Origin of the sequence: Kitasatospora cystarginea (genome assembly GCF_039533515.1) — a bacterium.
GTDB classification, from domain to species: Bacteria; Actinomycetota; Actinomycetes; order Streptomycetales; family Streptomycetaceae; genus Kitasatospora; species Kitasatospora cystarginea.
This window is the reverse complement of sequence record NZ_BAAATR010000004.1, coordinates 26,705-51,293: the sequence shown is the minus strand read 5'-3', so window position 1 is coordinate 51,293 and position 24,589 is coordinate 26,705. Positions and strand designations below refer to the sequence as shown.

Below are 24,589 nucleotides of genomic sequence, written 5' to 3'. Positions count from 1 at the left end.
ACGGCCCTACCGGGGTTGGTGGAGGTACGGGGTGGTGGTGCCCAGCTCGACGAAGCCCAGCCGCTTCAGGATCGGGCGGCTCTGGTCGGAGGCGTCGACCTGGAGGTAGCGGTAGCCGCGCTCGGCGGCGAGGCGGGCGCGGTGGGCGACCATGGCCCGGTAGATGCCCCGGCCGCGCCACTCGGCGAGGGTGCCGCCGCCCCACAACCCGGCGAACTCGGTGCCCGGGTTGAACTCGAGCCGCGCCGCGCACACCGGCTGCTCGCCCGCCATGGCCAGGACCACGATGAGCGACTCCGGGTCCACGGCCAGCCGGTCGAGCAGCCGCTGCCGCAGCCGGGAGCCGTCCGTGCCGAAGACCCGCTCGTGCACGTCCTTCACCAGGTCGATCCCGGCCTCGTCGGTCACCGGCACCAGGCGTACCCCGCCCGGCGGTTCGGCCTCGGTGGACAGCGCCTCGACCGGCGCCACCAGCAGCGTCTCCGCGGGTTCCGGCACGAACCCGGCCGCCCGCAGCCGGCCACCCAGGTCGGCGGGCCGGTCGTGCGAGTAGAGCTTCCATTCGAACTCCACGCCCAGCGCGCCGAAGTGCCGCAGCTGCGCCGCGATCGCCGCGTCGGCGGTCTCCTCGTCCAGCCCCGACCAGAGCACACCGTTCCACGCGTGTCGCGCACCGGTCTGCCGCACCACGCCGTCCACCCGTTCGACCACGGCCCCGGGCCCGTCGGGTACGGCGTCTCGCCTCATCTGCCGGTCGAAGGCCGCCAGCAACGTCTCACTGTCCATCAGCCGGTACTCCAGCACCGGCCCGTGGTCACGGCAAGTCGTTTTCCCGCGGCGCCCAGAGGAAGCGGTAGGCCGTCCCCTCCTCGGCGTTGAGCAGCACGTACTCCCGCCCCGGGCCGGTGGCGACCTCGTACAGCCTGGTCAGCAGCTCGGTCCGGTCCAGCACCGGCAGGCCGAGCGCCGCCGCGGTGGCGGCCTGGTCGGCGTCGAAGTCGGGGTGGTACTCCAGCAGTTCCTCCAGCGCCTCCTCGTCCTGGGCGAGGGTCCGTTCCAGACTCTCGTCCAGGCAGCTCTGCCAGTGCGGGGCGCCGATCAGCAGCCGGAGCAGTTCGGGGAGGCCGGCGGCGAGCAGCGTGGCCCCGCCCTCGGAGTCGGCGTAGAGGATCGGGCGTTCCTCGCCGCCCTCGCCGCAGAAGAAGTACGTGCCGCCCGCGCCGTCCTTCGCGATGCCCTCCAGCGCCTCGCCGGAGGCCAGCCGGACCTCCTCCACGTGGTCGTAGTAGGCGATGTCGAACTCGCCCGGCCAGCAGAGGAAACCGGCGACGTCGTCGTTGTCCCGGATCAGCTTGAGAAGTCCCATGCGCCGCACTTTAGAAGACGGCACCCTCGGCGGGCGGAGCGGCCGTCCGGCGGATGGCGACCATGGCCGCGTCGTCGCCCAGCCTTCCCTGGACGTGCGCGAGCAGACCGTCCCTCAGGTACCGCAGCAGGTCCTCCGGTTCGTCGCCCGACCACGCCGCCGCCCGCTCGGCGAGCGGGTAGAAGGCACCCGCCTCGTCGCGTGCCTCGATCACACCGTCCGTGTACAGCAACAGCAGGTCGCCCGGACCGAATCCGAAGGTCACCGGCTCGAACTCGGCGAGGCCGAGGGCGATACCCAGTCCCAGCGGCAGTGAGGACGGCGCCCTCAGCTCGCTCGTGCGGCCGTCCCGCACCAGCAGGGCCGGCGGATGGCCGCAGTCGACCAGGTGGACCAGCGGTTCGTCGTCGGGGATGTCGAGCACCATGGCCGTCACGAACGACTCGCTGTGCTCGGACGGCTCGTGGTCGGGGCCGGCGTCCCGCCACTGGACGGCATCCCAGTGGACGGCACCGTCGAGATGGATCCCCAGATTGGTCAGGGTGGCCTGCCGGTGGGCGGCGGCGCGGAAGGCGCCGAGCACCAACGACGCCAGGTTGATGGCGGCGAGGCCCTTGCCGCGGACGTCACCGATGATCATCCGGGTACCGCCCGTCCTGCGGGCCGCCGCGTACAGATCGCCGCCCATCTGCGCCTCGGCCTCGGCGGGAAGGTACAGCGAGGCGATCTGGAGCGGGCCCGCCCGGCCCGGCAGCGGCTGCAGCAGCACCTTCTGGGCCGCCGCCGCCACCGACCGCACCTTCGTCAGCTCACGCGAGTGCCGCTCCCGTACCAGGGTGAAGACCACCACCAGGGCGGAGACGACCACCAGTGCGGCGATCTGCACCTGGATGTTCTCGGTGCCGATCACGCTCCGCTGGACACCGATCGCGACCTGGCCGAGCACCGCGAGCACAGCGACCAGCGCCGTCCCCCGGGCCCGGGCGAACGACGCCGTGATCGCCGGGGCCGCCACCAGCAGTGGCCCCAGATGGACGTCGGGCGGGGCCAGGATGTCCACGACACAGACCACCACGATCAGCCCGAAGGGAATCAGCAGCAGCGACCGGCGGAGATGCGACCACAGCCGGAAGGACATGGGTCATAGTTACACCCCGGCACCCCCGCGCCCCGGGTGGACACGGCGCGCACTCGGGTTGTGCGCGCGGCAGCGCCCGCGCGCACCCGCCGTTCAGCGCCCACCCGTCCCGTACGCTCACCGGAGCTCGGTGCGCACCCACTCCGCCAGGACCTTGGCGCAGCCGTCCACCGACTCCCGCCAGCTGCGGGCGGCCCCCTCGTCGGCCTCGTCGCTGACGTGCTTGATCAGGCGGATCGGCACCCCCGCGCGCTGGGCGACGGTAGCGAGCGCGTAACCCTCCATGTCGACCAGGTCGGCGCGCTCGGCCAGCCGGTCGCGGGCCCCGGGGTCGGAGACGAACAGGTCACCGGTGGCCAGCACCGGCCCGGGGGTCCCACTCACCGTGATCGGCGCGCCGTAGAGCCGGCCGCTGAGCGCGTGGAGCGCCGGGGTGTCGATGTCGTGCTGGATCACCTGCGCCACCTGGTGGGTGCCGAACCAGCCGGGCCGCAGCGCGCCGGCGGTACCCAGGTTGACGATCTCGGACGGGACCTCGCCCCGGGCCAACACGGTGGCCAGCGAAGCGGCCGCGTTGACCTTCCCCATGCCGGTGAGCAGCACGGGGAAGCTGTCGTCGAGGTGGACGGCCTCCTCCTGGACGGCGACGACGAGCAGCGGACGGTCGGGAGTGATCGTTCCAAGCAGACGCATACGGTCCATGGTAGGCGCCCCCTCCACGCCCCGGCAGGTGCCGGTCAGGCACCAGGGCCGTCCCGACCCGGTACCGGTTCCGCACGGCCGTACCCGCCGTGCCCGGTCACCGCTTAGGGTGCATCCGCGCCGCCGGCCGCCGGGCACCACCGGGGGCTCCGGCCGGACGGGGCACGGGAGTTGGGAACAGGCGAAGCTCAAGAGGCGCACAACTCGCGTGTGGCCGCCCGGGGCCGTGGCCATACTGCTTGGCAATGGCGGGCTCCGGTGAGGCGGGGCCGCCCTTGGGGGGAGGGTGGGGCAGGTGGCAGCACCGGCGCAGACCGCGAGAGCAGCACCCGGACCGGTGGTGGCTCCGGTACCCGGACCGGCGGCGGCGCCCGTCCCGCCCGTGGTCCGGCGCGCCATGGCGTGGCCGCGCCGCGCCACCCGGACCGCGCCCGCCCGACTGCGCACCGCCGCCGTCCTGTTGACCGCCCTGGTACTGGCCTTCGGCGCGCTGACGGCCTGGCAGGCCGCCGCCCGGGCCCGCGCGGCCGGCCAGGTGGTGTCGCACAGTCAGCCGCTGAGCCAGAACGCCGCCGAGATCTACCGCTCGCTCGCCGACGCCGACGCCACCGCCGCGTCCGCCTTCCTGCTCGCGGGCGACGCGCCGCAGGCCGTCCGCGACCGCTACCACGGCGACCTGGACACCGCCGCCCGGCTGCTCGCCGAGGCCGCCGCCCGGGCCGGCTCCTCCTCCGAGGCCCAGCAGTGGGTCGCCACCCTGAACCGGCAACTCCCGCAGTACGCGGGCCTGGTGGAGACCGCCGGGGCGGACGACCGGCAGGGCCTGCCGCTCGGCGGAGCGTATCTGCGCTACGCGTCCGGCCGGATGCAGGACACCATGCTGCCCGCCGCCCAGCACCTCGCGGCGGTGGAGGCCGGGCGGCTGGACGGTGACTACCGTGCCGCCGACTCGTTCCCGTGGGCGGCCCTGGCGCTCGGACTGCTGACGCTCGTGGTACTGGTCCGCTGCCAGGTGCTGCTGCTGCGCCGGACCAACCGGGTGTTCAACCCGGGTTTGCTCGGCGCGAGTGCCGCCGTGCTGGCCGCGCTGGCCTGGCTGACGGCGGGCAGCCTGTCCGCCCGGTCCGGGCTGGCGGACAGCCGGGCGAACGGCGCCGTCCCGCTGCGCACGCTCGACCAGGCCAGGATCGAGGCCCTCCAGTCGCACACGGCGGAGAACCTGGACCTGGTCGCCCGGGGCGCCTCCGGCACCTACACCAGGCAGTGGTCCGCGCTGACCGCCTCGCTGGCCGGCCCGCCCGCCGCGGACGGCGTGAACGGCGGCGGGCGAAGTGGCGGCACCCTCGCCCGGGCCCGCTCGGGCGCGCCCGGCGAGGCGGCTGCGGCCCTGGCCGAGGCCCAGACGCTCTTCGCCGCCTGGGACGACCGGCACAGGACCGCCGCCAGGAGCAACGAACAGGGCGACTACGACGCCGCACTGCACGCCACGGTCGGCGGCACCGATGCCTCCGCGGAGAGCGCCTTCACCGCCCTGGACCAGCAGTTGGCCCGGGCGGCGACGGCGGAGCAGGCGGCGTTCACCCACTCGGCCAAGGGCACCGACGGGGTGCTGGACGCGGTGGCGGCGGGGTCCGCGGTCCTGGCCGTGCTGGCGGCGGCCGGGGTGCTCCGCGGCCTCGGCCGCCGGCTGGCCGAGTACCGGTGAGGGGGCTGACGATGCGTAGCACAGTGGCACGTACCGCACGACTGGGCGGCGTTGCCGTACTGGCGGCCTGGCTGCTCGGCGCGGGCGGCGCGGGCGGTCCGGGGGCGCCCGTCCGCACGGCGGTGCAGCGGCCCGAGGCCGTCCCGCCGCAGGCCGCCCCGGCCTCGGCGGGCGGCTGCGAGGACCGCACGCCGGCGCCGAGCCGCAGCGAGAGCGGGCCCAAGGTCCAGCAGATCAAGCAGCGCGGCACCCTGATCGTCGGAGTGGACCAGAACAGCTACCACTGGGGCTACCGCAACCCGCAGACCGGCCGGATCGAGGGCTTCGACATCGACCTGGCGCGAGCGGTGGCCAAGGCGCTGCTCGGCGATCCGGACAAGGTGACCTATCGGACCGTGCCGACGGCCAAGCGTATGGAAGCCGTCAAGAACGGCCAGGTCGATCTCATCGCCCGTACGATGACGATCACCTGTGAGCGGTGGCAGGAGATCGCCTTCTCCGCCCCGTACTTCGCCTCCGGCCAGCGGCTGGTGGTACCGAAGGCGGCCAAGGTCACCAGCCTGGCGCAGGGGCTCAGGGGCAGCCGCGCCTGCGTGGCCGACCAGTCGTCCTCGCAGGCGGTGCTCAGTCCCGGAGGGAACCGGAACCCCTACGGGACGGCCGGCATCAGGGTGGTGGAGAACCAGCTGGACTGCCTGGTGCTGATGCAGCTGGGACAGGTGGACGCCACGCTCACCGACACCGCGCTGGCGGCCGCCCAGGCCGCACAGGACCCGACGGTCGAGCAGGCCGGCGAGCAGATCGCCTTCGCCCACATGGGCATCGCGATGCGGAAGGAGGACACCGACCTGGTGGCGCGGGTGAACCAGGTGCTGGTGAACTACCGGGCGGACGGCGGCTGGCGGGCGAGCTACGACCACTGGCTGGCCGGGAGCATGGGGGCCGACCCGGCCGCGTACCTCAGGTGACCCGTCCGGAATAGTGGCGGCCATCGGAGCTGGACGTACGGACGAAGGAAGGACGGAGCATTGGCAGGATCTGCTGGCCCGGTGATGAACCGGGAGGAGGTGGACCGCGCCCTGGCGCGGCTCGGTGCCGAGCGCGATGCCGTGGAGGCGGCGCTGCTGGCCCTGCAGGACCACCAGGGCCGCCGGCTGCTGGAGGGCGCCGCGCTGAGCGGGCGCACCGAGGAGCGCTGGTCCGTCGCCGCGCAGGCCCTGACGCTGCTCTGGGAGCTGTTCGACCGCCACTCGGAGGCGCTGGCCTCCGCCCGGGCGGTCCGCTCCCGCCGCAACCGTCCGGGTAGCGCCGAACTGGCCGAGCTGAGCGAGCTGCTCGGCGGCCCGGCCGTGACCGTCCCCGGTGGCCGGCTGCCGGAGGCGGCGGGCCCCGGGCCGGCCCGGCTGGTGGAGCGGATCAGCCTGGACGAGCTGATGGAGCGGATGAACGCCTGGTACGCCACCGTGCTCGAGGTGGTGAACGCCGCCGACGCGGTCTGGTCCGCGCTGCCCGCCCGGATAGACCTGCTGCTGGTCGAGCTGGGCCGGGTGCAGATGCTCGCCGTCTCGGTCGGCGTCCGCCCGGGCAGCCATCCGCTCGGCGACGATCTGGCCGGTCTGGCCGAGGAGTTGACGACACTGCGGGCCGAGGTGCTGGCCGACCCGCTGGCGCTCTGGCGTCCGGCCCGGGTGCCGGCGCAGCGTGCCGGCGACACCCCCACCGGGGCCGGCCCGTTCGCCCCGGCCGCGGGTGTGGTCGACACCGAGCGCTTCGACCGGGCCGGGCGCGGCCTGGACGACATCCGGGTCGAGCTGGAGGGGCTGCTCCGACTGCGGGACGAGGCCCATGAGCGGTTGCAGCAGGTCGGCGACCTGCTGCAACGCGCCGATGCCACACTTGCCGAGGCCCGCCGGGCCCGCGGCGAGGTGCTGGCGAAGATCGCCGCGACCGAGGTGCCGGCCGTGCCGGGGCCCGCCTCGGCACTGCGTGAACGGATCGTCCAGGCAGTGGAGTTGCAGCAGACCGGCCAGTGGCACCGACTGGCACCCCTGCTGGACACCCTGGAGGACGCCGCCACCAAGGAGCTCGCCCGGGCCCGGCAGTCACTCACCGAGGTCGCCCAACCGCTTGCGCTCCGGGCCGAGTTGCGCGGGCGGCTGGAGGCGTACAAGGCGATGGCCGCCCGGCTCGGACTGGCCGAGGACCCGGAGGTGGTCGAGCGCTTCGAGAAGGCCCGCTGGCTGCTGTGGAGCGCGCCGTGCGACCTGCGGGCGGCGGCGGAGGCGGTGAACCGCTTCCAGCAGTCGATAAGACCCGCCCGGCCGCCGGCGCCGCGGCCCGAGGCGGGCGGGCCGGTTGACCGACCGGCGATCGGGTACCAGGACGAACGGGGGGCATGAGATCCATGGGCGAGGCATGTGTACGGCCGGAGTGCTCCGGCTCGGGGACGATCGACGCGGACGGCTACTGCGACGAGTGCGGGCTCGCCCCCGCGGCGGGTGCCGCCGCGGCCACCTCCACCGGCGCCGGGCCCGCTCCGGCCCGGCGGGCGGGCCCGGGTGACGGGTGCGCCAGGGGCGAGTGCACCGGGACGATCGACGCGGACGGCTACTGCGACGAGTGCGGCCTGGCCCCGCTGGAGACGCTCCCCCCGACCCAGCCGTACCTGCCGTCGGCCCGCACGGCCTCCCCGGACTCCAGCCGCTCGGCGCGGACCATGTCGGGCCGTTCCCGTTCGCACCGCTCCACCCGTACCGGCAGCGGCCGTTCGCTCTCGGTCCGCAGCAGCAAGGGCGGCAGCACGGGTACGGCACGGCGCGGCAACCTGGGCGCCGGCCTGGTGACAGTGCCTGCGGTGCCCCGACCCGACCCGGCGGCGGCCGTGCTGACGGACCCGCAGGTGCCCGAGCACAAGCGGTTCTGCAGCAAGTGCGACACCCCGGTGGGCCGGGAGAAGAACGGCCGGCCCGGCCGGCCCGAGGGCTTCTGCACCAAGTGCGGCACGCCGTACTCGTTCACGCCCAAGCTGGTCCGCGGCGACCTGGTCGGCGGCCAGTACGAGGTGCTCGGCTGCCTGGCCCACGGCGGTCTCGGCTGGATCTACCTGGCGGTGGACCGGCGGGTCAGCGACCGATGGGTGGTGCTCAAGGGCCTGCTGGACACCGGCGACGAGGACGCGCTGGCGGTGGCGATAGCGGAGCGCCGCTTCCTGGCCGAGGTGGACCACCCGAACATCGTCCGCATCATCAACTTCGTCGAGCACCCCGATCTGCGCACCGGCTCCACCGACGGCTACATCGTGATGGAGTACGTCGGCGGCAAGTCGCTCAAGGACATCGCGGGCGGGCGCCGCACCCCCGACGGCCGCCGCGATCCGCTGCCGGTGGAGCAGGCCATCGCGTACGCGCTGGAGGCGCTGCCCGCGTTGGGCTACCTGCACAGCCGGGGGCTGGTCTACTGCGACTTCAAGATCGACAACGTGATACAGGCCGAGGACTCGCTCAAGATCATCGACATGGGCGCCGTCCGCCGCTTCGACGACGAGGGCCCGATCTACGGCACGGTCGGCTACCAAGCCCCGGAGATCGCCACCCACGGCCCCTCCCCCGCCTCCGACCTCTACACCGTGGCGCGCACCCTGGCCGTGCTCACCTTCGACTTCCAGGGCTACTCGACCGCCTACCGCTACGACCTGCCCGACCCCGAGCAGGTCCCGGTCTTCGACCGGTACGAGTCGTACTACCGCCTCCTGGTCCGAGCCACCGATCCGGACCCGGCCCGCCGATTCGCCTCCGCCGAGGAGATGGCCGACCAGCTGACGGGCGTGCTGCGCGAGGTGCTGAGCCTGCAGGACGGGCGGGCCAGGCCCGCCGCCTCCACCCTGTTCGGCCCCGAACTGCGGGTGGTGGACACCGAGTTGACCACCGAGCCGCTGGACGCTGCGGCCGCCGCGCTGGCCCTGCCGGTACCCCGGGTCGACCCAGGCGACCCGGGCGCCGGATTCCTCGCCACCCTGGTCGCCGGCTCGCCCGCCGAGGCGCTGGCCGCCCTCGCCGCCGCACCGGTCCCCTCGGTCGAGCTGCGGCTGCGCGAACTGCGCGCCCACCTGGAGCTGCGGGACGACGCCGCGGTGGACGCCGCTCTGCACGCCCTGGCGCAGGAGTACCCGGACGACTGGCGGACGGTCTGGTACCGGGGGCTGGCGGCGCTGGTGATCCCCGCACCGGACCCTGCCTCCCGGCCGGCCCGGATCGCCGAGGCGGCCGAGGCCTTCGACGCCGTCTACGACGCGTTCCCCGGCGAGGCCGCGCCCAAGCTGGCCCTGGCCGTCTGCGCCGAACTGGCCGGCTCGGGCGAGGACGCGGCCGAGTTCTACCGACTGGTCGGCAGCACCGACCCGGCCTACGTCAGTGCCGCCTTCGGCCTGGCCCGGGTCCGGCTGGCCGCCGGCGACCGGCCGGGCGCGGTGCGGGCGCTGGAGGCGGTGCCCGAGGTGTCGACGCACTACACCGCCGCCCGGATCGGCGCCGTCCGGGCCCGGCTGCGCGGCCGGGCAGCGGGTGATCCGCTCGGTCCCGACCTGGTCCGCTGCTCCGAGCAACTGGCCGGGCTCACCCTGGACGCCCGGCGGAGCGAGGAACTGGCGATCGAGGTGCTCGACAGCGCGTTGGCCTGGGTGCTGGCCGGGCGGCCGGGGGCGGGCCCGGACGCCGCCGTTCGGGTACTCGGACATTCGACCGGTGAACGGGAACTGCGCTTCGCTCTGGAACACTCCTACCGAGTGCTGGCCCGGTTGTCCGACCGGACCGAGACCAGGATCGAGATGGTGGAACGGGCGAACCGGGCCCGTCCCCGGACGTGGGTGTGAGTGCGATGCCGCAGCAGACCGTGTGCCCGAGCTGTGCCGAACCGCTGGAGGTGGAGGACGTCTTCTGCGGCGCCTGCGGCCGGGACCTGAACGAACCGGAGCCCCCGGCCGAACCGGAGCCCCCCGCCGGTCCCGAAGCCGGCGCGGGCCCCGTGGCCGGCGCGTCGTCGGCCTGTGTGCACTGCGGTGCCGCCGAGGTCGCCCCCGACGGGTACTGCGAGTCCTGCGGCGGCGTGCAGCCCCGACCGCGCGACCACCAGGAGCGCTCGGTCACCGGCGTCGCCGGCGTCACCGACCGCGGTCTGCGCCACCACCGCAACGAGGACGCGTTCACCGTGGCCGCCACCTCACTGCCCGGCGGCGAGCCGGCCGTGGTCGCGGTGGTCTGCGACGGCGTCTCCTCCTCCGCCCGGCCCGACGATGCGTCGAAGGCCGCCGTCGACGCCGCCTCCGAGTCCCTGCTGACCGCCCTGGAGCACGGCGAGGAGCCCGAGGCTGCGATGCGCGCCGCCATCGAGACGGCGGCGCGCGCCGTCTCCGAGCTGGCGCAGGACGGAACGCTCACGCCGGGTGGCAGCCTCAACGCGCCAGCCTGCACCTACGTCAGCGCGATCGCGGCCGGCGGACGGGTCACCATCGGCTGGGTCGGCGACACCCGGGCGTACTGGATCCCGGACGACCGGGTCGCCGCCGTCCCGTACCGGCTCACCGAGGACGACTCCTGGGCCGCCAGGATGGTCGCCGCCGGGCTGATGAGCGAGACCGAGGCGTACGCCGACCCGCGCGCGCACGCCATCACCGGCTGGCTCGGCGCGGACGCGGAGGAGCTCGAACCGCACACCGTCGGCTTCACCCCGCACGTCCCCGGTGTGCTGCTGATCTGCACCGACGGCCTGTGGAACTACGCCGAGGCCGCCACCGACCTGGCCTCCTTCGTCCGCGCCGACGCCCGCACCGAACCGCTGGCAGCCGCGCAGGCGCTGGTGAGGTTCGCGGTCGCCGCCGGCGGACACGACAACATCACCGTCGCCGTCCTCCCGATCGACCCGCCCGCCATCGAGCCCGCTCCCACGCTGGTGGACTTCCAGCCCTTCCGGACCCTGCCGGACCAGCCCTCCCCGGCAGCCACCACCAGGCCCTGACGCCCCATCAGGCCGATCCGTACCCGCACCACCGTCTCCCCCGGCTCACTCACCGCTCTACTTCACTCAACGTTCGACAGGAGCAGCGATGGCCACCCAGTCCAACTCGCACCCGGGTTTCAGCGTCGACATCTTCCAGAACGAGTACCTGGCCGACGGTGCTCGCGAGGTGAACGCGATCGTCACCGTCACCGCCACCGGCACCGCGGCCGGGCTGCCGTCCACCGACGGCGCGCGGGGCGCGGACTCGGCGGTGGTGATCATGGTCGACTGCTCGGGTTCGATGGACTACCCGCCCACGAAGATGCGCAACGCCCGCGAGGCCACCGCCGTGGCGATCGATGCCCTGCGGGACGGCGTCGCCTTCGCCGTTGTCAAGGGCACCCACGAGGCCGTCGAGGTCTACCCGGGCGAGGGGCGGCTGGCCGTCGCCGGCCAGGCCACCCGTGAGCAGGCCAAGCAGGCCCTGCGCAAGCTCAACCCGGCCGGCGGCACCGCGATCGGGACCTGGCTTTCGCTGGCGGACCGGCTCTTCGAGACCCGGCCCGACATCGCCATCCGGCACGGCATCCTGCTCACCGACGGCCGCAACGAGCACGAGAAGCCCCGCGAACTGCAGCGCGTCCTGGACGAGGTCACCGGCAGGTTCACGGTGGACTGCCGCGGCGTCGGCACCGACTGGGAGATCGACGAGCTGCGCCGGATCTCCTCCGCCCTGCTCGGCACGGTGGACATCGTCGCGGAGCCCTCCGGCCTGGCCGAGGACTTCCGCAGCATGATGGAGAAGACCATGGGCAAACAGGTCGCCGACGTGGCACTGCGGTTGTGGACCCCGGCCAACGCGGTGGTCAAGTACGTCAAGCAGGTCGCCCCGACGGTCGAGGACCTGACCGGGCGCCGGGCGGAGGCCGGGCCGCGCGCCGGCGACTACCCCACCGGCTCCTGGGGCGACGAGAGCCGCGACTACCACGTCTGCGTCGAGGTCCCGAACGCCCCGGTCGGCAACGAGATGCTCGCAGCCCGGATCAGCCTGGTCCTCCCTCGGCCCGACGGCAACTCCGAGGTGCTCTCCCAGGGCCTGGTCCGGGCGATCTGGACCGATGACCTGGTCTCCTCCACCCGGATCAGCCCGCAGGTGGCCCACTACACCGGCCAGGCCGAGCTCTCCGCGGCCGTCCAGGAAGGGATGGCCGCGCACCGGGCGGGGGATGTGGACCGTGCCACCGCGAAGTTGGGCATCGCCGTGCGGCTCGCCCACGAGACCGGCAACGAGGGCACGTTCAAGCTGTTGCAGAAGGTGGTCGACGTAGTGGACGCGAAGGAGGGTACGGTTCGGTTCCGTAAGAACGTGAGCGAGGCCGACTCAATGACTCTTGAGACCCGGTCGACGAAGACGGTACGGGTGAAGAAATGACCGGTTCAGCCGAGCGTGGCGGACCTGCCGGAATGTGGGGGAACTGATGCCGATCTGCCCGAGGGGCCATGAGTCGCAGGCCGAGGACTGGTGCGACTTCTGCGGCTTCCCGATGACCCCGCCGCCGGGCGTGGCCGTCCCGGGCTCGGCCCCGTTCGGCGGTCCGGGCATGCCCGGGCCATCCGGCATGCCCGGTTCGGCCGCTCCGCACGGGGCGCCGCCCGGTGGCCGCCCGATGCGCGCGCCGGCCGGCGGGCCCGTCCCGCCGGCTCCCCCACGGCTGCCGATGGCACCGCCGCCCTTCGCCGCCCCGCACGAGCCGACGGCCCCGCTGGTCACCTGCCCGATCTGCCGCACCCCGCAGACCGGGCGGTACTGCGAGGAGTGCGGGTACGACTACGACCTCTCCGCTCCCTCGGGCCACCAACAACCCCCGGCTCCGCCGGCCGGCCCGGCCCAGGGCGGCGGTTACGGCTACCCGCCGCCGGCGCCCGCGCCGTACCAGCCGCCCGCGCCGCCGCCGGGCCCCGCCCCCAGCCCGTACCAGCCGCCGACCCCGCCGCCCGCGCCGGCACCGGAGCCCCCGCCGTTCCCCGCGCCCGGCCCGGCACCGTTCGAGGGTGGCGACCCGTACGCGCGGCGCGATCCGTACGCCCAGCCGCAGGCCGCGCCGTACGAGAACGCCGCCCCGTACCCACAGGACCCGTTCGCCAAGGCGGACCCGTTCGCCAAGGCCGCGCCGTACGAGGGCGGGCAGACGTACGAGCAGGCCTCGGCGTTCCCGGATCCGGACGCCTTCGAGCGGACCGGCCCGGTCTACGCGCAGCCCGGGCCGACGGCTCCGGGCGACGAGTTCGGGACGTCGTTCCGCCTCGCGCCGCCCGCGAACGCACCCTCCGCGCCGCAGCAGCAGCCGCCCGCACGTGCCACCTGGATAGCGGTGGTCAGCGCCGACCGCGACTACTTCACCGACATGATGGCGCGCAGCGGCCCCGAGGCCGCCGGACTGTTCTTCCCGCCGTACTGCCCCGAGCGCCGGATCCCGCTGACCGGCCGCGGCCAGCTGCGGATCGGGCGCCGCAGCCAGCACCGGGGCACCGTCCCGGAGATCGACCTGTCGGTCGCGCCGGAGGATCCGGGGGCCTCGCACCAGCACGCCCTGCTGGCCGAACAGAACGACGGCAGCTGGGTGCTGGTGGACCAGGACTCCACCAACGGCACCACGGTCAACGGCAGCTCCGACCCGGTGCCGCCGCACACCGCGATCCCGCTGGCGGACGGTGACCGCATCCACGTCGGCGCCTGGACCACCATCACCCTGCACCGTTCCTGACGACCAGTCTCATCGACTCGGCGTCAGGTTGACACCCTGCCGGGTGGGACCCGCCTCCAACGGGCCCCACCCGGTCACAATTTCACCACGCACGCTGCTCTGACCTGCACGGGAATCCCTTCGACCTCTAGGGTTCAGGACATGACTGCAGCTATATCCGCTGACGGGATCCGGAAGCGGTACGGGGATGTCCAGGCTGTCGACGGGGTGTCACTCACCGTCGAGACTGGCGAGTTCTACGGGATTCTCGGCCCGAACGGGGCCGGGAAGACCACCACCCTCGAAATCCTCGAGGGTATCCGCGAGGCCGACGAGGGCCGTATCGAGTTGCTGGGGGTGTCGCCCTGGCCGCGCAACAGCAAACTGCTGCCGCGCATCGGCGTACAGTTCCAGGCCTCGGCCTTCTTCAACAAACTGACCGCCCGTGAGACCATCCGAACCTTCGCGTCCTTCTACGGGGTGGGTCCCAAGCGGGCCGACGCGATGCTGGAGCGGGTGGGACTGACCGACTCCGCCTCCGTCCTCACCGACAAGATGTCCGGCGGCCAGGCCCAACGCCTGTCCATCGCCTGCGCGTTGGCGCACGACCCGGAGCTGGTCTTCCTGGACGAGCCCACCACCGGCCTCGACCCGCAGGCCCGCCGCAACCTCTGGGACCTGCTCCGAGACATCAACGCCGAGGGCCGTACGGTCGTCCTGACCACCCACTACCTGGACGAGGCCGAGGTGCTCTGCGACCGGGTCTCGGTGATGGACCACGGCAAGGTGCTGAAGACCGGCGCCCCGGCTGCCCTGGTCCGCGAGATCGACGACACCGTGCGGGTGAGCGTCGAGTCCGGCCAGCTCACCGCCGCGCGGGCGCGCGAGCTGTTCGGCGCGGCCGACGCCGAGATCGCCAACCTGGAGGACAACGGGGTCTCGCTGTCCGTCTCCACCCGCGCCCCGGCGCCGGTCCTGTCGGTGCTCGCGGAGCAGAACGCCCTGCGCGGCCTGGAAGTACGCGGAGCCACCCTGGAGGACGTCTTCCTCCAGCTGACCGGACGGGAGTACCGGGCATGAGCACGACCTCGGCCACGGCACAGCAGACACCGACCGGAGGGCAGCCGGCGGAGCAGGAACGGGTGAGCGCCTTCGCGGGGCTCGCCAGGGTGATGCTGCTCGGCTTCCTGCGGGACCGCGGGACCGTGTTCTTCACGCTGGTCCTCCCGCTGCTGTTCCTGGTGCTCTTCGGCAGCCTCTACAAGAACTCCAGCACCCCTCAGGTGAAGGTCGCCCAGGTCGGCGCGGTGCAGTTGCTCGACCAGGTGCCGAGCGAGGTGCACGCGCAGCTGGACAAGACCCTCAAGATCACCAAGTACTCGGACGAGGCCTCCGCGCTGGAGAAGGTGCGCAAGGGCCAGCTGGACGGCCTGGTGGAGTCCGGGCCGAACGGACAGGTCGTCCTCCGCTTCAGCGCCTCCGACCAGGTCAAGGCCGGCAGTGTGCAGGCCATCCTGAGCTCGGTCGTCGAGTCGGCCAACCAGGCCGCCTCCGGGAAGGCCCCCTCCTACACACTGGCGGCCAGCCAGGTCGAGGACGACTCGATCAAGACGATCCAGTTCCTCACCCCCGGCCTGCTCGCCTACGCGATCGCCATGGGCGCAGTGTACGGGTCCTCGTTCACCCTGGTCACCTGGCGCAAGAAGCGGGTGCTGCGACGGCTGCGGCTGACCCCGGTCTCGCCGCTGGCCATCGTCGGTGCCCGGGTCTGCGTCAGCGTGCTGGTGGCGCTGGCCCAGACCGGGCTCTTCCTGTTGGTCGCCACCACGCCGTACTTCGGCCTGAAGCTGACCGGCAACTGGTGGCTGATCGTGCCGCTGGTGCTCTGCGCCACCATCGCGTTCATGTCGATCGGTCTGGTCACCGGATCCATCGCCAAGTCCGAGGAGGCGGCGAACGGCATCAACCAGATCATCGTCCTGCCGATGTCCTTCCTGGGCGGCGCGTTCATCCCGCTGGACGTCGCGCCCGGCTGGCTGCAGACCGTCTCGCGCGCCCTGCCGCTGCGGTACATGATCGAGCCCGCCAAGTCGGTGCTGAGCAAGGGCGGCGGCCTGATGGACGTGCTCCCGTCCATGGGCATCCTGCTCGCCTTCGCTGCCGTGATGTCCTTGATCGCGTCCCGCTTCTTCAACTGGGACGACGCGTAGTCGTCTGGACGACGCGTGGCCGCTGGGACAGCGCTTGACCAGTGAGGCACGCGTGGCCGCTGGGACTGCGCGTAGCCGCACGCTCCCGGCCGCCCCGGGCCACCCCGCAGGGGTCGTACGCCGAAAGGCCGGTGTACGGCCCCTGCGGCTGTCTGCGACCATGGTCGGGTGAATGACACCCCACGTGGCACGCTCAGCGAGGAGACCTTTTACGACGCCGTCGGCGGCGAGCCGACCTTCCGGCGGCTGGTGCACCGCTTCTACCAGGGCGTCGCCGAGGACGAACTGCTGCGGCCGATGTACCCCGAGGAGGACCTGGGCCCCGCCGAGGAGCGGTTGGCCCTGTTCCTGATGCAGTACTGGGGCGGCCCCCGCACCTACAGCAACGAGCGCGGCCACCCGCGACTGCGGATGCGGCACGTGCCGTTCCGGGTGGACCGGGCCGCTCACGACGCCTGGCTGAAGCACATGCGGGTGGCCGTGGACGAGCTGCGGCTCCCCGCCGACGCCGAACGCCAGCTGTGGGACTACCTGGCCTACGCCGCCGCGTCGATGATCAACACCTCCGGCTGACGGCACCCCGGCAGCACCTGGCGGGTCCGGTGCGCCGACGGCAGCCCAAACGGCACCCGCCGAACCCCGGCGGGCCCGGACAACAGGGTCAGTCAGTCGAGGAACAGGACCCGTCAGTGCAGCGGGCTGAGGCCCAGCCCGGAGCCCGGCGCCGCGGCAGTGCGCACCGCCACCGACCCGGCCGGAGCGCTCAGCCTCAGCCAGGCCCCGGCCCGGTGCACGGCGAGCGGGACGGCTGGGCGCAGGAACCCCATCACGTACGCGGCATGCACCGCCCGTAGCGGCACCTCGGGCGCGGCCGTCAGCGGACGGGACCAGATTTCGTCGGCCAGCCCGTCCAGTACGGCACGGGTCCGGTGGTGCTCGGGCACCGCCTCGCTGCGCGTCTTGAACTCACTCACCGCCGCCATCAGTTCGGGGAAGACCCGCAACGCGGGCGGCTCGGCCAGCAGTTGCCACCCGGTCCGGGGCGGCAGCAGACCGGCCCAGGCGGGCCCGGTCACGGCAGCGGGGACCGGAACGGTGCCGGCCTGCTCGTCGACGGACTCCAGCAACTGGCCCGCGGAGACCGTGACATCGGTCGGCTCGCCCAACTCGGCCAGCCTCGCCGTACGGATCGCCAGTGCGCCCGAACTCCCCAGCGGCAGCCGTCCGAAGACCGCCAGCACCCCGCCGCCCGGCACCCCCGCCCCGCCGCCGGCCCCGGCCGACGGCACGGCTTGCAGGCGCACCGCGGCCGCCCGGTCGAAGCGCAGCAACCGCTCCAGGAAGGCGACCAGGTCGGCAGCCTCCCCCGCATCGGCGAGTATCAGGCGGACTGGCGTGTTCAACGGATCAGCTCACTCGGTGCAGGGGACTGTTCTCAACGGACTCGGTACACGGCGTTCGCTGGTCAACCGCCGGCGACCGGCGTTCGGTGGTCAGCGACCGGCAGTCGCCGACCACCGCACCGGTACGGGCTGCCGCCCGCTAGACGGCGGCAGCGACGGCGCCGGCAGCGGCGCCGGTGGCCACCTCGTCCGCGTCGTCCATGAAGGCGCTGAGGAACTTCCGCTCCACCGGGCTGATCCGGCGCGGCCGTCCCTCCACCAGGTTGTACGGGACGACGACGGTGGACGCCTCGACGTAGATCGTCTCGGTGCCGTCCTCGTTGATGTCCTTGATCTGGTACGAGACGGTCAGCGAGGCACCGCCGATCGCCGTCACCCAGGTCTCGATGGTGACCGGCGTGGGCCGGTGGACCAGCGGACGCTTGTAGTCGATCTCGTGCCGCGCCACCACGGAGCCGCCCGCGAACTCCCCGGCCCCGGCGGCGGTGGCCTGGGTGAACATGAAGTCGATCCGGGCCTCCTCCAGGTAACGCACGAAGACCGCGTTGTTGACGTGCCCGAAGGCATCCATGTCGGACCACCGCAACGGGCAGGCGTAGATGTGGCGTGCCACGAGTCTCTCCTTCAATCCGGACACCCGTCGGCGGGTGTCCGCCGACGGGCCGGCCACTGGCCGGCTATCCGCCGGCCAGCTTACGGGCGGCGGCCCGGCAGCCCGCCGCAAGGGCGGTCTGCCGGGCCGTCGCCGGGCCTGGTCGTCAGCCTCGGGTCAGCTTCTTGTAGGTGGCCCGGTGCGGACGGGCGGCGTCGGGGCCCAGCCGCTCGATCTTGTTCTTCTCGTAGGACTCGAAGTTGCCCTCGAACCAGAACCACTTGCTCTCGCCCTCGTAGGCGAGGATGTGGGTGGCCACTCGGTCCAGGAACCAGCGGTCGTGGGAGATGACCACGGCGCAGCCCGGGAACTCGAGCAGGGCGTTCTCCAGCGAGGAGAGGGTCTCGACGTCGAGGTCGTTGGTCGGCTCGTCGAGGAGCAGCAGGTTGCCGCCCTGCTTGAGGGTGAGCGCCAGGTTGAGGCGGTTGCGCTCACCACCGGAAAGCACCCCGGCCGGCTTCTGCTGGTCCGGGCCCTTGAAGCCGAACGCCGAGACGTAGGCGCGGGACGGCATCTCGACCTGGCCGACGTTGATCCAGTCGAGGCCGTCGGAGACGACCTCCCACAGGGTCTTCTTCGGGTCGATGTTGGCCCGGTTCTGGTCGACGTAGCTGATCTTGACGGTCTCACCGACCTTGACCTTGCCGCCGTCCGGGGTCTCCAGGCCCTGCAGCATCTTGAACAGCGTGGTCTTGCCGGCACCGTTGGGGCCGATGATGCCGACGATGCCGTTGCGCGGCAGGGTGAAGGACAGGTCGTCGATCAGGAGCTTCTCGCCGAAGGCCTTGTTGAGGTTCTCCACCTCGATGACGATGCTGCCCAGGCGCGGGCCCGGCGGGATCTGGATCTCCTCGAAGTCCAGCTTCCGCATCTTGTCGGCCTCGGCCGCCATCTCCTCGTAGCGGGCAAGACGCGCCTTGGACTTCGCCTGGCGGCCCTTGGCGTTGGAGCGGACCCACTCCAGCTCTTCCTTGAGGCGCTTGGCGCGCTTGGCGTCCTTCTGGCCCTCGACCTTCAGACGGGCCTGCTTGGTCTCCAGGTAGGTGGAGTAGTTGCCCTCGTAGCCGATGGCGCGGCCGCGGTCGAGCTCCAGGATCCAGCCGGCCACGTTGTCCAGGAAGTACCGGTCGTGGGTGACCGCGACGACGGTACCGGGGTACTTGGCCAGGTGCTGCTCCAGCCAGTTCACCGACTCGGCGTCCAGGTGGTTGGTGGGCTCGTCGAGCAGCAGCAGGTCGGGGGACTCCAGCAGCAGCTTGCAGAGCGCGACCCGGCGCTTCTCACCGCCGGAGAGCTTGGTGACCGGCCAGTCGCCGGGCGGGCAGCCCAGCGCGTCCATGGCCTGCTCCAGCTGGGCGTCGAGGTCCCAGGCGTTGGCGTGGTCCAGGTCCTCCTGGAGCTTGCCCATCTCGTCGAGCAGCTCGTCGGAGTAGTCGGTCGCCATCAGCTCGGCGATCTCGTTGAACCGGTTGAGCTTGCCCTTGATCTCCTTGACGCCGTCCTCGACGTTCTCCAGGACGGTCTTGGACTCGTCGAGCGGGGGCTCCTGGAGGAGCATGCCGACGGTGAAGCCCGGCGAGAGGAAGGCGTCGCCGTTGGACGGCTGCTCCAGCCCGGCCATCATCTTCAGCACCGTCGACTTACCGGCGCCGTTGGGGCCGACGACGCCGATCTTCGCTCCGGGAAGGAAGCTGAGCGTCACGTCGTCAAGGATGACCTTGTCGCCGTGTGCCTTGCGCACCTTGCGCATGGTGTAGATGTATTCCGCCACGTGAGATCGCTCCGGCGTCGTCATGAATATTCTGCTTACAGCCTTCCATTCTGCCGCACGGCGGCAGAGGTCCCGAACGGCCTTGGTCAGGCGGCCCCCTGGAATCGGACCGCCCTGCCGCCGGGACCGGACCGCCCTGCCGCAGGTGCCCGAAACGGGCCGGTCCCGCCCTCCGCGCTCAGCGGAGGACGGGACCGGGCGCCCCTCGGTGTTTCAGCGCTTCGGCGGCTCGGAGGCCGCAGCACTCCCCCGCACCGGATCAGGGCGGGAGATCACCGGGTGGGGCGGGGACGGCTCGGACCGGGAGGTCAGACCGTGGTGCGGCTGTGACGGCCGCGGCGACGCAGGGCGAAGACCGCACCGCCACCGGCGACCAGCAGCGCACCGCCGGCGCCGACCAGCCACGGGGTCTCACTGCCGCCACCGGTGAAGGCCAGGCCGCCACCGGTCGAACCACCGGTCGAACCGCCCGTGCCACCGCCGGTGGACGAGCTCGTGGAAGGACTGGGCTTGGCGCTCGGGGTGGAGCTGGGGGTGGTGGTGCCGGTGTCGGTCTTGCAGTTCAGGACACCCTGGATGTCCTGCTTGAAGCCGTTCGGGCCGGTGACGGTGAAGTGGTACGACTTGTCCTCGTCCACCTTGATCGGAACGCTGGTGCTGGCGCCCGGCTTCACCGTGTAGGTCTTGCCGTTGAGCGTGAAGGTGTAGTCCTGGTCGCCGTTGTTGGCGGCCGTGACGACCACCGCGCCCTGGACGCAGTCCACCTTGCTGGTGACGGCCGGGATCGGGCCGGTCGGGGCCCAGTTGACCTTGACGCTCGCGGTGGCCGGGACGGCCTCGGAGCCCGCCAGGATCAGTGTCTGGCTGTGCACGTTGTCCGCGTTGACACCGGTGAAGGCACGGCCGACGGAAATCTGGGCCGAGGTGGTGGCCTTGATGCCGGCAGTGCCCTTGGCACCGCCGCCCGGGGCCTTGGCGTAGATCTCGTCGCCGGACTTGGCGCTCGTGATCGCCTTGCCGTTCTTGTCGGTGACGGTGAGCCCGGCCTTGGCGCCGTCCGCGTCCACCGAGAGGTCCACGGAGGAGCCGTTGGTGGTGACCGAGATCGGACCGAGCAGCGCGCCGCTCTTACCGGAGACGGCGTTCGGCGACAGGCTGAGGGTGGGCTTGGGCTCCTCCAGCGGCTGCGCGCTCTTGATCAGGTACTTGGCCAGGTCGTTCGCCTTGCCGTCCTTCGGGACGGCGTTGGCACCGTCCGAGAAGTACCAGATCGCCGCCTGGGTACCGGCCGCGGCCTCGTCCTCCGTCAGGCCGGCGATGTTCGCGTCCTTGGCCAGCTGGTCCGCGCTGATGTGGGGGTAGGAGTGCTCGAGGATCCAGAGGATCTTCCCCGCGTCCTTGTTGCCCGCCAGCGAGCTCGACTCCCAGCCGGTCTCCTGGTACTGCGCGCCGCGCTGGGTCGGGTTGTGCAGGTCGATGCAGTAGGTGTCGAGGGTCTGGTCGCCGGTTTTCAGCTCGATGAGCCCGCCCTGGGCGTGCTCGACCTTGCCGTCCTTCATGGGGATGTCGATGGCTTGGCCGTGCCTGAGCGGCCCGTCGACCAGCACCGCCTTGGCGCCCGAGGTGGTGACGTCGACCGCGGCGGCCGCGCCCGCCGTGATCATGCCTGCACTGATCGCGATGCTCGACGCGAGCATGACAGCGCCTATGCGGGAGACAGCCCGCCCCTGCTTCTGGAACATGAGATCCCTTCGGGCTGGGTCGTGCCGATGGCAGCCCGCCTTGCAAAGCGGCGCGCCCCGTGGCGCCGCTGCACTTGTATGAACCAGACGCATCTTATTGACCCGTTGCGGCCTGCAAACCTCCATGCCAAACCAGGACAGTACCGTATCTGTTTCGTTATCAAGGAACCTAAACTCGAGCAAACTTGACGCAGAACCAGTTTCCGATCGTCAATCAACAGTCTCTACCCGAACCACACCTTCCCCACCGGGAACCACGGGTCGCGAGAGGCCCTGCCCCGGGACGCAGCGCCCCATTCAGGCCGCGCCGACCGGCTCCGCCGCGGGCGACCCTGCCGCCGCGTCAACCTCGCCGGCCCCGCCGTCCCCACTCCCCCCTTCCGCCCCATCGGCAACAGCACCGCCCACGCCGACCCGCTGCCCGGCCCCTCCCGCCGAGACCGCCGCGACGATCCAGTCCGGCACCGCGGGCTGCCCCTCACGGCCCGGCCGCGATGCGACCAGCTCCGGCCTGGCCTGCACCGCCCAGCGGAACGCCGAGGTGCCGCGTCCGAGGTCGTGGCCGACCACCCGGGCGTCGATCTCCACGACGGAGCGCCGCTTGCCCTCCTCGCCCCACTCCCGGATCCGCAGCCGGCCGCTGACCACGACCGGATCCCCCTTGCTCACCGAGCTCACCACGTTGGCGGCCAGCCAGCGCCAGGCCACCACGGTGACCCAGTTGGTCTCACCGTCCACCCAGTCGCCGGTGGCACGGTCGAATCGGCGCTCGGTGGCCGCCATCCGAAAGTTGGCCACCGGCACGCCAGCCGGAGTTTCCGCATAGCTCACAGTGGAGGCGACATTGCCGACCATCGTCACCAGGGTCTCGTTCATGACACACACTCCGCTCCTCGGGAATTACCAAGCGGAATCACCGCCGCGAGGAGAGAGTGCCCAGAGCCGGAAATCCACACCAGCCCACCGGGAAATCCTGTGGACAACCCGGCCCTGTGGATAACTCAGGTAACTCTCCGGAGTGAAACAGAGACGGAAATGAACCATAGTGCGACATCAGGGCAACGAGGCCATGACAACATCGGTTCGCTCACGGGCACCCGGCCGAAGGACCCGAACGGGTGGCCCAGTAGACACGTCCGGCCTTGTCATCCGACCGAACGAACCCATATCTGCCCCCCTCCAGACAGGACAGACCCGGATTCTCCGCACCAAATCCATAACGGGTGGGGCTCCAGCCCCGTAACGACTGCACAACGTCCGGCGCCAGAACGTGCCAGAGCGCTGCAGACCCAGCCGCCACCTGCGATTATCGGACCGCTCCACCGGGCCCGACACACCCGAACCGGTGCCCTAAGACTCGGCGGAGTATCCGGGCACCCTTATCCTGTCCCGGAACAACCGGTCGCCACCGCGTGCGCACCGGCGGACTCCAAACCGGCCGAAGCCCCACCCGGGCTGACTCCGCCCTGTAACGCCCTCATAGCTCAGCGGATAGAGCACCCGCCTTCTAAGCGGTAGGTCGCAGGTTCGAATCCTGCTGGGGGCACCAGCGCCACCCGCCAATTCGGCACGCCCCGAGCCCGCCGCAGCCGGCAGGCCCACGAGAGCGACCGGACAGCACCCAGCACCTCCCGGGCCGGGCACGGCGCCTCTCAAACCGTGCGCAGCCGCCCCCCTGGGCCGGGCACGGCACCTCCCGAGCCGAGCACGGCACCTCTCAAACCGTGCGCAGCCGCCCCCTGGGCCGGGCACGGCACCTCTCAGGACGTGCGCAGCGCGTCCAGGTAGGCGTCCAGCAGGGCCGTCTGCCGCTCGGGCGGGAATTCCTGCGGCGCGAGGAGCGCCTGCACCACCAGGCCCAGCACATGACTCTGCGCCGACGCCGCCAGGTCCGCTGCCGAACGGCCCGGGGGCAGCGCCCCGGCCCGCTGCGCGTCCGCGATCAGCGCGGTGAGCCGCTCGCGGGCGCGCCGGTAGCGTGCGGCGTGCTCGGCCGCGAGCTCCGGGTCGGTCAGCGCCACGTCCCAGGAGCCGACCCAGATCCGGTTGCCGTCCCGGCTCTCGGGCGTGAGCGGCAGGATGTCGAGCAGGACGGCCCGCAGCAGCCGCAGCGTCGAGGCCCCCGACCCGTCGGCGGCCCCCACCGCCGCCACCGCGGGACGCGGACGGTCCGCGGAGCGCTGTTCCAGGACCTCCAGGGCGTGTGCCACCAGGGCCCGCTTGTTCGGGAAGTAGTGCGTGAGCAGTCCGGTGGTGGCCTGCATCTCGGCGGCCACCGCGCGCAGTGTCAGCCCGCCGAAGCCCCGCTCGGCCAGGACCCGCCACACCGCCTCGGAGACATCGGCACGTCGGGCGTCATGGTCTCCACGGGCAGGCGTCATGGGCGATATGGTACCTGCCAAACGTTTGTTATGTACTCTCTCCACCAGGCGCCGGAGGCCGGTCCGGCCCGCCTCGACCCGCTCTCGACCAAGACCACCAGAAGCTCACAGAAGCCCTCACACCCCCTCGCAAGCCCACCCCGGAGGCCCCGTGTACGCGATACCGCTCGCAGACGACGCCGAACTGCGCCCGCTCGAACCCTGGCAGGCCGCCGAGTTCCTGGCCCACATCGACCGGGCCCGCCCGAACACCGACCCCTGGATCCCGTGGGCGTCCCGGTCCACCGACCTCGCCTCGGCCCGCGCCACCCTGCAGGGCTACGCGGACCGGCAGGCCACTGACACCGGCCGGATCTACGGCATCTGGCGCGCGGGAACGCTGGTGGGCGGCGTGATGTTCGTGCACTTCGACACCGCGTCGGGCAACTGCGAGATCGGGGTCTGGACGGAGGCCGCCGGTGAGGGACGCGGTCTGATCAGCGCCGCCGTCCGCCACCTGCTCGACTACGCGCTGATCGAGCGCGGGATGCACCGGGTCGAGTGGTGGACCAGCACCCGCAACGCCCGCAGCCGGGCGGTCGCGCAGCGGATGGGCATGCAGCTGGACGGCGTGCTGCGCGAGTACTTCCCGCACAACGGGATCCGGCACGACAAGGAGATCTGGTCGCTCCTGGCCCACGAGTGGGCGAAGCAGCGGGCCGCGGACACTTCGGACGCCTAGCCGGACCGGAGCGGCCACGGGTGCGTCGCCGGGCAGCCCGAAAACCAGGTGCCGAACACGGGC

The 24,589-nt window shown here is 72.2% G+C and carries 21 protein-coding genes and 1 tRNA gene; 12 read left to right on the top strand and 10 right to left on the bottom strand.

The features are described from left to right. Positions 1-6: 6 nt before the first annotated feature. The 4 genes from ABD369_RS05965 to ABD369_RS05950 form a co-directional block, all read right to left on the bottom strand. Positions 7-786: a GNAT family N-acetyltransferase gene (locus tag ABD369_RS05965; protein ID WP_344635154.1), complete on the bottom strand. Its 780-nt coding sequence runs from the start codon at positions 784-786 to the stop codon at positions 7-9. Positions 787-814: 28 nt separating this feature from the next. Continuing rightward, a complete protein-coding gene (locus ABD369_RS05960) occupies positions 815-1,366 on the bottom strand; it encodes a hypothetical protein (RefSeq protein ID WP_344635153.1) in 552 nt (183 codons plus the stop codon). 10 nt (positions 1,367-1,376) lie between these two features. Beyond that, complete coding sequence (locus ABD369_RS05955) at positions 1,377-2,504, bottom strand: PP2C family protein-serine/threonine phosphatase (RefSeq protein ID WP_344635152.1); 1,128 nt, start codon at positions 2,502-2,504, stop codon at positions 1,377-1,379. Positions 2,505-2,621: 117 nt separating this feature from the next. After that, positions 2,622-3,197: a nucleosidase gene (locus ABD369_RS05950; RefSeq protein ID WP_344635151.1), complete on the bottom strand. Its 576-nt coding sequence runs from the start codon at positions 3,195-3,197 to the stop codon at positions 2,622-2,624. A gap of 304 nt (positions 3,198-3,501) precedes the next feature. Here ABD369_RS05950 and ABD369_RS05945 point away from each other — a divergent pair, with 304 nt between their 5' ends. From ABD369_RS05945 to ABD369_RS05900, 10 genes are all read left to right on the top strand, one after another. Beyond that, on the top strand, positions 3,502-4,911 hold the full coding sequence (locus tag ABD369_RS05945) for a hypothetical protein (RefSeq protein WP_344635150.1): 1,410 nt from the start codon (positions 3,502-3,504) through the stop codon (positions 4,909-4,911). Positions 4,912-4,922: 11 nt separating this feature from the next. Then, a complete protein-coding gene (locus tag ABD369_RS05940) occupies positions 4,923-5,879 on the top strand; it encodes a glutamate ABC transporter substrate-binding protein (RefSeq protein WP_344635149.1) in 957 nt (318 codons plus the stop codon). Between the two features lie 84 nt (positions 5,880-5,963). After that, entirely contained in the window at positions 5,964-7,310 is a 1,347-nt protein-coding gene (locus tag ABD369_RS05935) for a hypothetical protein (protein ID WP_344635413.1), read from the top strand. Further along, on the top strand, positions 7,307-9,778 hold the full coding sequence (locus ABD369_RS05930; RefSeq protein WP_425557543.1) for a serine/threonine-protein kinase: 2,472 nt from the start codon (positions 7,307-7,309) through the stop codon (positions 9,776-9,778). The genes ABD369_RS05935 and ABD369_RS05930 overlap by 4 nt, the downstream gene beginning before the upstream one ends. Positions 9,779-9,783: 5 nt before the next feature. Beyond that, positions 9,784-10,920, top strand: coding sequence for a PP2C family protein-serine/threonine phosphatase (locus ABD369_RS05925; protein WP_344635147.1), 1,137 nt, complete (start codon positions 9,784-9,786; stop codon positions 10,918-10,920). 88 nt (positions 10,921-11,008) lie between these two features. Continuing rightward, the gene (locus ABD369_RS05920; RefSeq protein WP_344635146.1) at positions 11,009-12,334 is read left to right on the top strand and encodes a vWA domain-containing protein; all 1,326 of its coding nucleotides are present in this window, start codon (positions 11,009-11,011) and stop codon (positions 12,332-12,334) included. A 46-nt stretch (positions 12,335-12,380) separates the two neighbouring features. Further along, positions 12,381-13,667, top strand: coding sequence for an FHA domain-containing protein (locus ABD369_RS05915; RefSeq protein WP_344635145.1), 1,287 nt, complete (start codon positions 12,381-12,383; stop codon positions 13,665-13,667). A gap of 141 nt (positions 13,668-13,808) precedes the next feature. Next, on the top strand, positions 13,809-14,726 hold the full coding sequence (locus ABD369_RS05910; RefSeq protein ID WP_344635144.1) for an ABC transporter ATP-binding protein: 918 nt from the start codon (positions 13,809-13,811) through the stop codon (positions 14,724-14,726). Further along, positions 14,723-15,856: an ABC transporter permease gene (locus tag ABD369_RS05905; RefSeq protein WP_344635143.1), complete on the top strand. Its 1,134-nt coding sequence runs from the start codon at positions 14,723-14,725 to the stop codon at positions 15,854-15,856. The genes ABD369_RS05910 and ABD369_RS05905 overlap by 4 nt, the downstream gene beginning before the upstream one ends. 168 nt (positions 15,857-16,024) lie before the next feature. Further along, positions 16,025-16,429, top strand: a complete 405-nt coding sequence (locus ABD369_RS05900) for a globin (RefSeq protein WP_344635142.1) — start codon at positions 16,025-16,027, stop codon at positions 16,427-16,429. Positions 16,430-16,542: 113 nt separating this feature from the next. Here ABD369_RS05900 and ABD369_RS05895 read toward each other — a convergent pair whose 3' ends face one another. The 5 genes from ABD369_RS05895 to ABD369_RS05875 form a co-directional block, all read right to left on the bottom strand. Next, positions 16,543-17,259, bottom strand: coding sequence for a DUF8010 domain-containing protein (locus ABD369_RS05895; protein ID WP_344635141.1), 717 nt, complete (start codon positions 17,257-17,259; stop codon positions 16,543-16,545). A gap of 139 nt (positions 17,260-17,398) precedes the next feature. After that, entirely contained in the window at positions 17,399-17,872 is a 474-nt protein-coding gene (locus ABD369_RS05890) for an acyl-CoA thioesterase (protein WP_344635140.1), read from the bottom strand. A 145-nt stretch (positions 17,873-18,017) separates the two neighbouring features. Next, complete coding sequence (gene ettA, locus ABD369_RS05885; RefSeq protein ID WP_344635139.1) at positions 18,018-19,682, bottom strand: energy-dependent translational throttle protein EttA; 1,665 nt, start codon at positions 19,680-19,682, stop codon at positions 18,018-18,020. A gap of 308 nt (positions 19,683-19,990) precedes the next feature. Continuing rightward, positions 19,991-21,379: a Cys-Gln thioester bond-forming surface protein gene (locus ABD369_RS05880; protein WP_344635138.1), complete on the bottom strand. Its 1,389-nt coding sequence runs from the start codon at positions 21,377-21,379 to the stop codon at positions 19,991-19,993. A 342-nt stretch (positions 21,380-21,721) separates the two neighbouring features. Further along, positions 21,722-22,300, bottom strand: coding sequence for a single-stranded DNA-binding protein (locus ABD369_RS05875; protein WP_344635137.1), 579 nt, complete (start codon positions 22,298-22,300; stop codon positions 21,722-21,724). Between the two features lie 597 nt (positions 22,301-22,897). Here ABD369_RS05875 and ABD369_RS05870 point away from each other — a divergent pair. Next, positions 22,898-22,973, top strand: a tRNA-Arg gene (locus tag ABD369_RS05870). A gap of 211 nt (positions 22,974-23,184) precedes the next feature. Here ABD369_RS05870 and ABD369_RS05865 read toward each other — a convergent pair. Next, entirely contained in the window at positions 23,185-23,805 is a 621-nt protein-coding gene (locus ABD369_RS05865; protein ID WP_344635136.1) for a TetR/AcrR family transcriptional regulator, read from the bottom strand. Between the two features lie 151 nt (positions 23,806-23,956). On the opposite strand from ABD369_RS05865, the gene ABD369_RS05860 reads away from it, so the two are divergent. Beyond that, complete coding sequence (locus ABD369_RS05860; protein ID WP_344635135.1) at positions 23,957-24,526, top strand: GNAT family N-acetyltransferase; 570 nt, start codon at positions 23,957-23,959, stop codon at positions 24,524-24,526. Positions 24,527-24,589: the final 63 nt, after the last annotated feature.